Origin of the sequence: Sedimentibacter sp. (assembly GCF_038562225.1) — a bacterium.
Lineage (GTDB): Bacteria > Bacillota > Clostridia > Tissierellales > Sedimentibacteraceae > Sedimentibacter.
On the sequence record NZ_JBCFAS010000001.1, the window covers coordinates 887,450 to 901,850 of the forward strand.

13 protein-coding genes are annotated in these 14,401 nt (G+C 33.4%); 6 read left to right on the plus strand and 7 right to left on the minus strand.

Annotation, left to right across the window (positions count from 1 at the left end):
* Positions 1-16: 16 nt before the first annotated feature.
* On the minus strand, positions 17-736 hold the full coding sequence (locus AAGU76_RS04230) for a dihydrolipoamide acetyltransferase family protein (RefSeq protein ID WP_342484192.1): 720 nt from the start codon (positions 734-736) through the stop codon (positions 17-19).
* Between the two features lie 34 nt (positions 737-770).
* Positions 771-1,007 (minus strand): biotin/lipoyl-containing protein, encoded by a 237-nt coding sequence (locus AAGU76_RS04235; RefSeq protein ID WP_342484193.1) that lies wholly within the window; start codon positions 1,005-1,007, stop codon positions 771-773.
* 280 nt (positions 1,008-1,287) lie between these two features.
* Here AAGU76_RS04235 and AAGU76_RS04240 point away from each other — a divergent pair, with 280 nt between their 5' ends.
* The 5 genes from AAGU76_RS04240 (at position 1,288) to AAGU76_RS04260 (ending at position 5,032) form a co-directional block, all read left to right on the plus strand.
* Positions 1,288-2,367 carry a LuxR C-terminal-related transcriptional regulator gene (locus AAGU76_RS04240; protein ID WP_342484194.1) on the plus strand — a complete coding sequence of 360 codons (1,080 nt, stop codon included), beginning with the start codon at positions 1,288-1,290 and terminating at the stop codon, positions 2,365-2,367.
* 127 nt (positions 2,368-2,494) lie between these two features.
* Complete coding sequence (locus AAGU76_RS04245) at positions 2,495-2,863, plus strand: GntR family transcriptional regulator (protein WP_342484195.1); 369 nt, start codon at positions 2,495-2,497, stop codon at positions 2,861-2,863.
* 9 nt (positions 2,864-2,872) lie between these two features.
* Positions 2,873-3,733, plus strand: a complete 861-nt coding sequence (locus tag AAGU76_RS04250; protein ID WP_342484196.1) for an ABC transporter ATP-binding protein — start codon at positions 2,873-2,875, stop codon at positions 3,731-3,733.
* Complete coding sequence (locus AAGU76_RS04255; RefSeq protein WP_342484197.1) at positions 3,730-4,353, plus strand: ABC-2 transporter permease; 624 nt, start codon at positions 3,730-3,732, stop codon at positions 4,351-4,353. Before AAGU76_RS04250 ends, AAGU76_RS04255 begins: the two co-directional genes overlap by 4 nt.
* Positions 4,354-4,363: 10 nt before the next feature.
* Entirely contained in the window at positions 4,364-5,032 is a 669-nt protein-coding gene (locus AAGU76_RS04260) for an ABC-2 transporter permease (protein WP_342484198.1), read from the plus strand.
* A 194-nt stretch (positions 5,033-5,226) separates the two neighbouring features.
* Here the strand turns inward: AAGU76_RS04260 and AAGU76_RS04265 are convergent, their stop codons facing one another.
* The 5 genes from AAGU76_RS04265 to adhE form a co-directional block, all read right to left on the minus strand.
* The gene (locus AAGU76_RS04265) at positions 5,227-6,177 is read right to left on the minus strand and encodes an ABC transporter ATP-binding protein (protein ID WP_342484199.1); all 951 of its coding nucleotides are present in this window, start codon (positions 6,175-6,177) and stop codon (positions 5,227-5,229) included.
* Positions 6,168-7,853, minus strand: coding sequence for an iron ABC transporter permease (locus AAGU76_RS04270; RefSeq protein ID WP_342484200.1), 1,686 nt, complete (start codon positions 7,851-7,853; stop codon positions 6,168-6,170). Before AAGU76_RS04270 ends, AAGU76_RS04265 begins: the two co-directional genes overlap by 10 nt.
* A gap of 99 nt (positions 7,854-7,952) precedes the next feature.
* On the minus strand, positions 7,953-9,071 hold the full coding sequence (locus AAGU76_RS04275) for an ABC transporter substrate-binding protein (protein WP_342484201.1): 1,119 nt from the start codon (positions 9,069-9,071) through the stop codon (positions 7,953-7,955).
* A gap of 98 nt (positions 9,072-9,169) precedes the next feature.
* Positions 9,170-9,787, minus strand: coding sequence for a PHP domain-containing protein (locus AAGU76_RS04280; RefSeq protein ID WP_342484202.1), 618 nt, complete (start codon positions 9,785-9,787; stop codon positions 9,170-9,172).
* A 715-nt stretch (positions 9,788-10,502) separates the two neighbouring features.
* Positions 10,503-13,133 (minus strand): bifunctional acetaldehyde-CoA/alcohol dehydrogenase, encoded by a 2,631-nt coding sequence (adhE, locus tag AAGU76_RS04285; protein ID WP_342484203.1) that lies wholly within the window; start codon positions 13,131-13,133, stop codon positions 10,503-10,505.
* A 267-nt stretch (positions 13,134-13,400) separates the two neighbouring features.
* On the opposite strand from adhE, the gene AAGU76_RS04290 reads away from it, so the two are divergent.
* The gene (locus AAGU76_RS04290; protein ID WP_342484204.1) at positions 13,401-14,240 is read left to right on the plus strand and encodes a helix-turn-helix transcriptional regulator; all 840 of its coding nucleotides are present in this window, start codon (positions 13,401-13,403) and stop codon (positions 14,238-14,240) included.
* The last annotated feature ends 161 nt before the right edge of the window (positions 14,241-14,401 follow it).

The following is a 14,401-nucleotide window of genomic DNA, read 5'->3' on the forward strand; positions in this document are numbered from 1 at the left end:
TTTTTACAAATTATAATTATGAAAAATAGTTTAATGGATTTTCCATAATCAACAAATATGTTTCAAGGAATCTTGCAGCATGCAAGCCATCTATTACAGCATGATCTAATGTCAGTGACAGGGTAGTCATCGGTTTAATTTTCAGTGTTTCGTCATTCTCCACAACCAGTTCTTTTCGTGTTGTTCCTATGCTGAGTATAGCTGCTTCAGGAACATTGATAATCGGCGTCATAACATCAACTTTAAACATTCCCATATTGCTTATTGTAAAGGTGCCGCCTGTAAGGTCATCAGAAGTAATTTTCTGCTCTTTAATTTTTTGAATCAGCCCTTTTAATTCGTTCGATACCTCCAATAAACTTTTATTCTGTACATTCTTTATTGCCGGAACAAACAGTGCTTTATCGGTACCCACAGCAACGCCGATATTTATTGATTTATACTGTACGATTTTTCCGTTTTGAAGTGATGCATTCAATGTAGGATTGAGCTTTAGTGCAAATTCAGTCACTTTGACAAATAAGTCCGTATATGTCAGTTCTATTCCTTCATCCAGATATTTTTTCTTAAGTGATATCAGAGCAGACATGTCAGCTTTAGCTGTTACGGTAGCCTGTGGTGCTTTTCTAAGGCTTTCCTCCATTTTGCCAGCTATCATTCTTCTAATTCCTGACAGCGGAAGTTCCTTCAGAATTTCTTTTCCATTCTCGATAATCAATTCATGGTTTTCTTCCATAACAGTCTCCTTCCTCATTCTGTACGACTAACAATTATGCAGATATAATTGCTATAGGTTCACCTACTGCAGCAACTTCACCTTCTTGGACAAGAATTTTTTCAACAGTTCCTGAAACCATTGCTTCCACTGTCTGTGTGGCTTTGTTTTCTATGATTTCTACAATTTCATCCCCTTTATTTACCTTGTCGCCCTCCTTAATCAGCCATTTCCCTATTTCTCCTTGCACCATGGACATTCCAAGTTTAGGCATATAAACATTTTGAGGCAATCTTATGCACTCCCTTCACATTTTTGATTTTCTTTCACCTTAATTATAATTAAGGTGTTCATATATTAAAATTGCACTAAATAATTAAAATTCATGTTCACATCTAGTTCTTAATAACTAAAAGGAATTTACTCCTTTAATTCTCTTGCATTGAATAAATACTTGTACTATAATTAATTAAAATTTAATATACATAAAAATACCACTATATTTTATAAAATATCATATCAGAAATGCCTTTATTGAAGTTTTGCTGTATACTATTTAAATGGAGGTAGCAATGTTTACTGTCAATGATTATGAAAAGTTGTTGGATTTTCAGTCGCAGATTTACTCTTTTGATGATGATATCAGGCACACAATACTGCAAGCCTTGCAAACGTTGTACCAAGGTTATTCCATAGCCTTCTTCTTTGCTGATGATAATGAACAGTACATTAATCCTCCTGATTCAATCAATATAGATGCTGATATCATGAGGTCTTACGAAAAATATTATTTTAAAACCGACATATTCCATACAATCAATATTCCAAAAAATTTACTTAAAAAAAACATAATCCATATCACTGATATTATGTCATTAAACGATTTTGAAAAAACTGAATTTTATAATGACAATCTGAGGAAAATGGATGTTTACGATGAAATTGCACTGCAACTGCACTATAAGAACCAGCTTCTTGGTGTAATTGGCATCATGAAGCCGAAGCACCAAGGTACTTTTACGGAGAAGGAAATACAGTATGCCGAATTTGTACGCAGAAGTGTCACCCCGTTATTGAGAAATTCTTTAGAAAGGCTGAGGCTTCAGCACGAAAACAGCTTAATTATGAACTTAGCTAAGGAAGCACCTGTTGGGATGGTTGTTATTGACAGCAAGTTTAATCTTATAAATTACAACCAACATTCACTTCAGTATGTAAAGGAAATTTGGGAATGTGATGACGATAATAATTTTAATAAGGTCTTGGTAAAAAATCTGGCTAATGAACTTTATTTTAAAGGATTGACTTATGAAACTTCTCTGCAAACCAACGTTAAGAAATATACCTTTAAATTGGTTCCTGTTGCAGTTCCTGATCTTATCAACGGATTTAAGACATATTATGTCGTCTATATAATGAAGAATGAAAACAGTAGTGCAATCAGCTATAACAAGCTTAAAACAATATATAATCTTACTGACAGAGAGTGTGAAATCATCTTCATGCTTTCCCAGGGTTACTCGAATAAGAGAATTGCTGATGAGCTTTATCTCAGCCTCTATACGGTAAAAGCTCATATGCAGAATATTTTCAAGAAAATGGACAGCAACAGCAGAACAGAAGTGCTTCATAAGATTATTCTAAATGATTAAAAAAATACCTGCAGATAAACTCTGAACTGCAGGTATTTTTATGAAAAAAACTCTTGACAAAATTGATTCATGAGTTCATACTGTGCATATAGTATATATACAGTATGAACAAGACAAGGATGATGGAATGAAAATTATAATTTCAAATTCAAGTAAGCAGCCTATTTATGAGCAAATTGCATATCAAATTAAGGAGCAAATAGTAAAGGGGGTTTTAACGGAAAATACTGCTTTGCCATCTATCAGGAATCTTGCCAAAGAACTTCAGGTAAGTGTTATAACTACCAAGCGATCGTATGAAGAGCTTGAGAAAGACGGTTATATTCATACGGTTCCTGGCAAGGGCACATTTATAGCATGTCAAAGTGTTGAAAATATCAAAGAGCAAAAATACAAAATGATTGAGACCGACCTCATAAAGATAATAGACTCATGTAAAATCTTTGATATATCAAAATCAGAATTGACAGAAATGATAAATTTAATTTATGAATAGGGAGAAGTTATGGAAAATATTTTGGAAATAAAAAATCTGAGCAAAAGCTATAAGAATTTCAAGCTGGAAAATGTAAATTTCAGCCTGGAGAAAGGTTATATCATGGGCTTCATCGGACCTAACGGTGCCGGAAAAACCACAACCATTAAACTTATCATGAACCTCATAAAAAGAAACTCCGGGGAAATAAAGGTATTCGGATTGGACAATTCGCTTAACGAGAAAGAAATAAAAAACAGAATAGGATTTGTATATGACGAATGCAACTATTTTGACAACTTAAGTCTTAAGGATAACGCTAAAATGATCGCTGACTTCTATGACAAATGGAGTTGGTCGGCATTTGATAAATACCTTGAAAGGTTTGGACTTGATAAAAACCATAAAATAAAAGAGTTGTCCAAGGGAATGAAGACCAAGTTCGCAATAGCAGCTGCATTGTCCCACGATGCAGAACTGCTGATCATGGATGAGCCTACATCAGGTTTAGACCCCATATTCAGGCAGGAAATAATAACCATACTTCAGGAGTATATAGAAGATGGCAATAAAAGCATAATTTTTTCAACGCATATCATATCAGATATTGAAAAGATGGCCGACTACATCACTTTTATCAATAAAGGACAAATAGTATTTTCTGAAGAAAAGACCAGAATAGAAGATGAATACAGAATTGTAAAGGGAGGCCTTGAAATATTAAACAGCGACATCCAGAATAGTTTAATCCAAGTAAAAAAGAATAAATTCGGATTTTCAGGACTTACCTTAAGTGCCGATGTGCTGCGCAAAAAGTATGGTGAAAAAATCGTAATTGACATACCTAGCATCGAAGACATTATGCTGTACATGGCAGGTGAAAGATCATGAATCCGGCTTTAAAAAGAAATTTGTTCATTATGCGAAAAAACTATTTTTTCAATGCATTGTTCATGATTTTTTCCATACCCTTGTGGACTGTAACAAGCAATCCTGTAGGAAGTTTGAATTTGACGGTACCGCTGATGACATATACCTCCATATACATCATAGAACAGTATGAGGACCTTTACAAATATGACTGCATGTTGAACAGCCTGCCAGTTACCCGTGATGAAGTAGTTAACGCCAAATTCACATCAATCATCGTGATATATCTCATCAACACGATATTGACGCTGATAACCCATTTGATTTACAGTTTTATTGGAGTTACTGAATTCATGTCAGGCCAAATGTTCATGATGGGATTGTCGCTGTCATTTCTGTTGTCAATGATTTTTGCTGCAGTAGGAACAGTCCTGATTTTCAAATTCGGGTATACAAAGACAAGGTTGTTCGGGATCTTTTTAATGATGCTGATTATGAGCACCATTAGCATCCCACTGTATATACTGCAGAAAAGCAACCTTGTACAATTTTCATCAGCCGTATTTTTAGTACTTGGAACAGCAGCATTTATTATATCTAAGCATTTTGCTCTAAAAATATATGCTGAAAAAGAATTTTAAGAGGTGGATTATGTCAGATTCAATAAAACTTATGAACAAGGATATAAATTTGATTTTTAAAATCAATAAAACCATGCTGTTTATATTCATTTACGCCATAAGCATGAGCAGCACAATATTGACCGGAGATTTGACAATCAGCATTCAAATAATAATGAGCGCAACCGCTTATGCTGCATATGCGATAGTAATCGGCCTGATATCGGTTGAAGAAAAGACAAAATCTTCAATGATCTTTCAAAGTATGCCGGTTAAAAGAGAAAGCATCATTATAGGAAAATACCTGTTTACTACAGTCATGATATTAGCAGGCTCATTTCTTTCAAGTATATTGCCTATGGTAAAATCCATATTGGAACATGACAGTTCATATGTAATTTACAGCTTTCTAAATAGCTTTATGTTTTGTACAGCTATATTTGCAATATTCTATCCACTGTATTACAAATTCGGATATTTAAAAATACATGTAGTAAACTTAGTATTGTTTTACGGCTTGATATTCATTCCCATAATTCTGAATCTTCTCAAGAATGTGGAGCTGTTAAAACCAATAATAGCTTATGTGTTAAGCTTTGTGAATTTTTTGATGAACAACCAGTCTTCAGCATTCGCCGGTTGTGTAATCATATATATTGTTTCAATTGCGTTGTCCATAAAATTTCAAAGCAACAATTAGATTGAAATTCAAAACTCCTTCATGAAATAGACAAATGAAAATTTGTATATTTCATGAAGGAGTTTCTTGATAGTCTTTTTCTTTCAAGCTTTCTTTTTAATATAAGTTCAAAGCATGAGAGTGTTCCCATCCATTTACTGGAAAATATATTAGAGTGGAAAATCGTCAAATAAATTAATTTGTGTAATAAATACTTATAAAATTTCAGTCTTATTTAGAACATGAAGATTGACCTTATCATTAATCTCCATATCAATAATTTTATTCCCCAATACACTTACTTCGAAACGCTTATTTTCTTTTTCCACTATTATATCCGTATGTGCTCCCAAAAACATCATCGAAATTATTTTAAAATCTCCATCAACAGATTTTGAAATTTCTATGTCTTCTGGCCTTGCTAAATAGCATTTATCATTTTCTTCAATATAATTAGCACTACCTACAAATGAAGCTACATATTTATTTGCAGGACTTAAATATATTTCTTTTGGTGTTCCAACTTGAGATATGCAGCCCTTATCCATAACCACAATCCTGTCACTCATGGATAGAGCTTCTACTTGATCATGGGTAACGAAAATCATCGTTATGTTGTACTTCCTTTGAAGTTCCTTAATTTCACATCTCATTTGAGCTCTTAAATTTGCATCAAGATTGGAAAGAGGCTCATCTAACAGCAGAACTTTCGGATTTGTGGCAAGCCCACGAGCTAAAGCAACTCTTTGTTGTTGACCTCCACTTAATTTGCTTATATTGTAATCAGCATAATCTTCTAGTCCAACCATTTTTAAATAATCTTGTGCCAACCTTCTGGCCTCTTTTTTTGGTAATTTCCTAAAATATCTCAAACCATATGCTACATTATCCAATACGTTGTAATATGAAAAAAGAGCATAATTTTGAAATACTGTTGAAACTTTTCTTTTTTCAGGAGGTACTTGTTCAATGTTCTCTCCTTCCAATATGATTTCACCCGAATCTACGGTTAAAAATCCGCCAATCAAATTAAGTAAAGTTGTTTTTCCACAACCTGAAGGACCTAAAAGTGTTATAAACTCGCCTTTTTCAACATTCAAGCTGATTTCCTTTACACCATTTTTTTCGTCAAACATTTTTGCGACATTTTTTATCTTTAAGAACATCTATTTTCCCACAACCTTTTTAGAATATTTGTCATTAATACATTGACTAATCCAGTAATTAATATAATCAATATGGCTAGGATTGAACCAGCTGCATTACCTCCGCCTTTAATCTGCCTAAACATTTCTGTGCTTGCTAATAGTTTACCTGGGCTTACTAAAAACATAACAGAACCAAAGGCAGTCATACTTGATGTAAAAATTTGTGCAAAACTTGTTGTGAAAATTGGAATTGACATAGGAATAATAACAGTCTTTAGTAGCTGAAATTTATTTGCCCCTAAGTCTTTACCTGCTGACTCGAGCTTAGCCTCTATATTTGGGTATATAGAATTAGCATTCTTGTTTGCAACGGAAATCTGACGAAATGCTAAATTTAATATTACAATTGCTGCAGTTCCAGTTAAAAGAATCGGTTTTTTATTATAGGCCACCAAATACCCTAAACCAAAAAAGGTTCCAGGGATAATATATGGTAATGATGCAATAAATTCATAAATTTTTAGATTCTTTCTTTTTAATCGATATATATAATAGCTCATGGTCGTGCCAATTATTACAGCTAATACACTTGCAATTAACGAATAACCAATACTTCTTAGAAACGCCCTCATTGATACTGATTCAAGTTTACTAAAATTGTCTAATGTAAATCTAAGCGTACCAGTGGCATTATTGGTAACGGTAGATAAAACAATCGTACCATATTTCAACAAATTAAACGCTATAAATAAAACTAAAAAAAATTCTAATATGATTTTAATACCTTTTGGGAGCTTTAAAGCTATGGCGGAATGAGATACTCCTTTACCACCGTAATTAGAAGTTCCAACTTTCTTCATCATTTGCGAATAAAAAATAAATGCTAAAATACTAGGCAGAACCATAACAGTACTCATAGCCGCTCCTCTATTAAGATCGCCAGTGGAAATAACTGTATTATAAGCCTCAGTAGCTAAAGTCTGAAACCTGCCACCAATAATAACAGGTGTTCCAAAATCTGCAAAATTCATTGTAAAAAGAATAAACAATACAGAAAGAATTCCTGACATAGTATTAGGTATAACAATATTTTTTAATGTCTGTATTGGAGTCGCACCTAAGTCTAAAGAAGCTATAACTGCTTTTTCGTCTATAGAATCAAAACTATTAGATAATATAAGCATCGCAAAGGACAAATTACTTAGTACCTGAATGAGTAAAATTCCTTGCCAACCGTAAATATTCCAATTCAAATTCAATAAACCATAGGTTATAAATCCACGTCTGCCAAATAATAAAATCATAGCAATAGAGGTTACAAAAGGAGGAGATATAATTGTTACTAGCAAGACTTTTTTCATTGCATTTCTAAGCCGCTGACTAGATACATACATACCTAATGATAAAATATATGCAAATACAGTGCCAATAATTGACGATCCCATAGTTAACAATAAACTCTGAACAGTTATATCAAACATATCTTCATTAAACAATTCTTGATAGTATTGAAGTACAAATCCACTTTCTCCTTCAGCACTTTTTAGCAAGACTGATATAACGGGAAACGCCACAAACACTAAAATTAAACTTATTAAAATTATCACGAAAATATTTTCAGAAAACCAGGATAAAATTCCATACCCATTTGCATTTCTTCTTTTATTTACATCAATTTGATATGCTTTTTCCAAAATAATTTTCCTTTCTGCCTTTCTATATGAATTGCCATAAACAAATAACAATAAGATACCCATAAATATTTCTATCTACAGGTATCCTTTTACTTCGTATTATTTTTTTGCAGGAGCTTTAGTTCCCGCTATTTCACTGAACTTTTTTAATACCTTATCTCTATTTTCAGCCATTTTTGCCATATCTACAGGTACAAAGCTATCTTTTGTTGCGTCCTTCATAATTTCAGGCATTTCAACATCATTTCTAGACATAATTCTCACTTCTGCTTTTTGTAGAGAATCTCCGCCTTCTTTAGATGTAAAATAATCAGCAAATACCTTTGCAGCTTCTATATTTTTAGAGTTTTGGAAGATTGCAACTGGAGAAGGAATCCATGGGAATATATCTTCAGGTATAATAATAGATACAGGCGATTCATCTTGCATATTATAATATTCACCGGTAACTGGTACGAATCCTATTGCAAATTCTCCTGCAGCTACTTTTTTTGAAGGCTCTCCGCCGCCCTCAGTATAGTAAGCTACATTCTCATTCAATCTTGTTAAATAGTCATAAGTTTTTTCTTCTCCCCAATTTTGATACATAGTTTCTACCATAGAATATGCAGTTCCAGAAATTGCAGGGTTTGCAAAAATTATTTCCCCTTTATAAATTGGGTTAGTCAAGTCTTCCCATGACTTTGGAGCAGGTAAGTCTAATTTTTTCAATACTTCGTTATTAACAATAATTCCTGCTGTTTGAAACGATACTGCTGTCCAGTATCCATCTTTGTCTTTAAACATTTCATCAATATCTTTAGCTCCTTCAGGAACATATTGATATAAATAGTTCTTATCTTTTGCTGCAATGTAGGAGTCAGCTCCACCTCCGAGCCATACATCAACATCAGATTTTCCTTCTTCAGCATTTAACTTAGCTAATGCTGCTCCTGTAGACAAAGGAGTAAACTCTACCTTTATTCCAGTTTTTTCGGTAAAATCTGCAAATGCATTTTCAATATTTCCATAAGAAACAAATGCCTTTAGAGTAACTCCTTCAAATTTCTTTTCATCGGTTGTTCCATTAGTATCATTTTTCACAGGTTCAGTTTGTGCATTTTGTTCTGTTTTTGCTGTTTCATTAGCAAGTGCAGGTGTTGTACTGTTTTTTGAGCCACATGCCACAAGGGATATCATCATAACTAATGATAGTATTAAAGCAATAGTCTTTTTCATTGTTTTATTTCTCCTTTTTAAATATAGAAGCTCCATCAAATCTTTGCGAAGCTTACTTACACAAATAAATTAAATCATTGTAATTAGTTTTCTCCAAATTATAATTCAAGTTTTTTATATCCGCTTAAAATAACCGGCTCACATTTTACTGTTTTTAATGCTTCTACTAAATCCTCTACCGTTTTACATTCCATAGGAACATTTGTTGCATACCTACCTAAGGATATTAAATTATGACAATCACTGGCGCCAATCGGTTGAAGCTCCAATTTCATACAATACTCCATAGCCTTTAGATTTGCCGCATTGGATGTACTGCCATTTAAAACTTCAATTCCTGTTAAGCCCTTTATTGTAAGTAAGTTTTCCTCTAACCCTCTACTATTGTTTCTAAAAGGATGTGCAGCAATACAAACACCTCCTCTATTATTCACCCAATCAATAAATTCTTGCGCTGATAAATGTCTTTTAGGCAGGTCATTAATCCCAAATGCAACTATATCCCCCTCAATAGAGAGATATTCTACTCCAACAAAAATAGGAAAGTTTTCAATTTTAGAGAGTTTCATTGCGTATTCTGCTAAGCCATATTCATCATGATCAGTTATACAAATACCATCTAACCCTTTTCTTTTTGCTTCAAATACCATCTCTTTTAAATTCATCTGACTATCAGAAGAAAAAGTTCTTTCATGCATGTGAAAATCTATTATCATCCAACATAACCTCCATTAGTCTTTCTTTACTAATAAAGCAACATTATTAGCACAACAAACCAAGTATACTATTTGAAATTTAAAAAGTAAAATAGAAGAAAATTATAGAAAAATATATAATTATAACCACTTTTAATAATATTTTTTCTTTTAATTGTTCTCCTCTGGCTGTTGGTAGTGCATATGAGCCATGGATCGGCAATGCTTACCGCAGCCCACTCACTGGCGTCTACATCTATGCAGATTCAGTAGTGGCAAAAGACACCATGATTGCTGCGGGACAAATGTATGAAATCAACATGTTGAACAACCAAACCGTTACTTACGACCTTAGTGCCGGTGGCTAAGACTACCCGGATGATCCTAAAGGTTAGGAGCCGGTGGCTGATATAATTAGTCCTGTTAATAAAAATATTTTGTATAGCCAAATGGCTACCTAAGTTAACGACAAAAGGCATTTAGAACGGAATTTCTAAATGCCTTTTAAACTTTGCTAGAAAGTAATACTTCATAAATATCTTCATAGTAGTTAAATTAACTATAAAATATTATACCCTTAATAAAAACTACAAATACAGCTGGAAAATAATTTAATTATATAAGTGACTGTGAGGTCCCAAAATTTGAAAAATGATGTTCACCTTCCTTTTTTATCTCGTTTATTAGTAGTACTCTTCTAAATTTATAACATAAGATAATGCAGGAGGGATATAATTTATTTTTTCTTTGCTTCCTTATTAACTGCAGCTTCTTTATGAGCAACAGGTTTATCGAAAACATTTATATATATTTGTTTAAGTTCACTTATTAATGGATATCTTGGATTAGCTCCTGTACATTGGTCATCAAAAGCCTTCTCCGACATATCATCAAGAGTTGCATAGAAACTTTCTTCTGTAACTCCAGCTTCTTTTATGGTCATTGGTATACCAACTTTTGCCTTTAATTCATCTATAGCATTAACCAGTAATTGAACTTTTTCATCCTCTGTTTTTCCACCTAATCCAAGGTAGTCAGCAATCTTAGCATATCTTGCTTTAGCATTTGGGTATTTGTATTGAGCGAATGCAGCTTGCTTTCTTGGATCATCTACTGCATTGAATTTAATTACTTCATTTATTAATAATCCATTAGCAATTCCATGTGGTACGTGGTGCTGTGCTCCTAGCTTATGTGCTAATGAGTGGCAGATTCCTAAGAATGCGTTAGCAAATGCCATACCAGCGACACATGAAGCATGCCCCATTTTTTCTCTTGCTTCCTTATTGGTTGGACCTTCATTGTATGCAAGCGGTAAATATTTGAAAATTAAGTCTATGGCTTCTAATGCCAATCCATTAGTAAATTCCGAAGCCATTATGGATACATATGCTTCAAGAGCGTGAGTTAAAGCATCTATACCTGATGCAGCTGTTAATCCTCTTGGCATTCCCATCATTAATTCAGCATCAACTATAGCCATGTTTGGAGTTAATGCATAGTCTGCTAAAGGATATTTTGAACCTGTTCTCTCATCTGTAATAACTGCAAAAGGAGTAACTTCAGAACCGGTACCGGCTGATGTTGCTACTGATATCATCATTGCTTTTTCGCCCATTTTAGGGAATGTGAACACTCTCTTTCTTATATCCATAAATCTCATGGCAAGATCTTCAAATGCCACTTCCGGATGCTCATACATTACCCACATGATTTTAGCAGCATCCATTGCTGATCCACCACCAACAGCAATAATTGTATCAGGTTGGAAACTTACTAATTGTTCAGTACCCTTTTTAGCTGTGGCTAAAGTTGGATCCGGTTCTACATCTGTGAATATCTTATAAGCAACACCTATTTCATCGAGAACCTTTGTAACTTTATCAACGTATCCTAATTGATAGAGAACCTTATCAGTAACTATGAATGCTTTCTTTTTATTTAAGTCTTTAAGTTCTTTTAATGCGATCGGAAGACACCCATATTTGAAATAAACCTTCTCAGGAACTCTAAACCAAAGCATATTTTCTCTCCTCTCAGCTACACTCTTCACATTTATCAGATGTTGTGGTCCAACGTTTTCCGAAACAGAGTTTCCGCCCCATGAACCGCAGCCTAATGTCAGAGAAGGATTCAACTTAAAATTGTATAAATCACCTATAGCACCATGAGATGAAGGAGTATTTATTAATGTTCTGGCAGTCTTCATACCGGCAGAAAATTTTGCTATTTTATCTTTAGCCATCATTTCGTCTGCATATAATACCGAAGTGTGGCCAATTCCACCATGTTCAACAAGTGTTACAGCTTTAGCAAATGCATCATCAAAGTTTTTACCTCTGTATAAAGCTAAAACAGGAGATAATTTTTCATGTGCAAACGGTTCTTCCAGCCCGACAGATTCCACTTCGCCTATAAGAACTTTAGCTGTTTCAGGAACAGTTACACCGGCAAGCTGAGCTATTTTATATGCAGGTTGTCCAACAATGCCAGCATTTAAAGAACCATTTATTAATATTACACTTCCAACCTTAGCCGCCTCATCTTTCTTTAGGATATAGGCTCCTCTATCCTCAAATTCCTTTTTCACCTGATTATATACTGAATCAACTGCTATAACCGCTTGCTCAGAAGCACAGATCGTACCATTATCGAAAGTCTTTGAAAGAAGTATTGAGTTCACAGCCATTTTAACATCAGCTGAATCATCAATTAAGGCCGGTGTATTACCAGGGCCCACTCCTATAGCCGGTTTACCTGATGAATAAGCAGCTTTAACCATCGCCGGACCGCCTGTTGCAAGGATTATATCTGCTTCTTTCATTACTATTCCTGACATTTCAACTGTTGGTTCGTCTATCCATCCGATTATCCCTTCCGGAGCTCCGGCCTTAACAGCTGCATCCAACACTAGTTTAGCTGCTGCTACAGTACATTTTTTTGCTCTTGGATGAGGTGAAAATATGATGCCATTTCTGGTTTTTAAAGCTATCAAAGCTTTAAAAATTGCAGTTGAAGTCGGGTTAGTTGTTGGGACAACAGCAGCTATAACGCCAATTGGCTCAGCAATTTTTGTAAGGCCAAACGCTTCATCCCTTTCTATAACACCACAAGTTTTTAGATCTTTGAATTTGTTGTAAATGTATTCTGAAGCAAAATGATTTTTTATAACCTTATCTTCTACTATTCCCATTCCACTTTCTTCAACCGCCATTTTTGCAAGCGGTATTCTGGCATTATTTGCTGCTATTGCTGCTAGTCTAAAAATTTCGTCAACTTGTTCCTGGGTGTAAGCAGCAAACTTCTTTTGAGCAGCTCTTACTTCTTCTAGTTTTTCCATTAATTCATCAACATTTGTTACTTTCATTAATAGCACCTCTTTCTCATTTTTCTTGACATTGCTCAGGCTTTGTGTGCCAACTGCAGAGTCACAATATCTTATAATAAGGTTTTCCTTTCCTTCTGAAGGGACGAAACCATATTAAATTTATGAATTTGATAATATCAGTTTATTCAAAATAAAACTAATTCATTTTTAATAAAAATATCTGTTTTTTAAAAATTTACTATTTTTAAATTAAATTAAGTATGATATAATAATTTTCATCTTTTATTTGCTGTAAAGGAGAATACTATGGATAATTTTGATAGAAGAACAGAGCTGATTCATGGAATAGAAACTGAATATTTGCGTGTTTTATACTATGATTTTAACAACAAATATTCAGGTAACTATAAATCTTACGATAGCATCAGATTATGCACAATAATTGATGGAGAAAAAAATGTTAAGATCAATGATAACGATAACTTCACATATAACAACAGTGAATTTATTGTTTTACCGCCTAATTCTACTGTTAACCTAGAAATTAATGTTCCCACTAAAGCCTTAGTTTTTGAAATTAACAGTACATTAATAGACTCTATCACCAAGAAAGTCTGCATCGAGTTTGAAAACGATTTAAGTTGTGACATAAATAAAAATATTTTATATAAAGAAGTTAGTCCCGAGCTCCATACATCTTTTGAAAAGATTCTAAAAACTGCTTTAAGCAGTGAAAAAAACAAAGAATTTCTAGTGGACCTATATGCACAGGAAATGACCTATAATCTTATTAGAATTAAAGGTGTTCATGATATTCTTAATGTTGATTCAAATAATTTTATTCATATTTCAGTGAATATGATGAAAGATAACATTTCAGAAGGTATTACAATTTCTGAAATTGCTTCTGCATTGAATATGTCACCAGCAAATTTTTCTGTTAAATTTAAAAAAGTAATGGGTGTATCTCCTAACGAATATTTTACAAATATAAAACTGCTAGAAGCTAAAAGAATGTTAAAAAAGGAAAGCGTTACAGAAGTAGCCTATAACCTTGGATATGAAAACATTTCTCATTTCATAGGTTTATTTAAGGATAAGTTTGGAATGACACCTAAAAAATACATGTTAATTGAAGAAGTTTAATAGTATTTAAAGGCCGTGAAAATAATTTTGTATTTACACGGCCTTATTTTTATTAATTTACATTTTTTCTTATTTTATTTATCAGCGTCAAAGTACATTTCTCTACTGAGTATTTTTATATTACATCAGTTTTGAGGTTCACACTATCTTTGAATCATGCC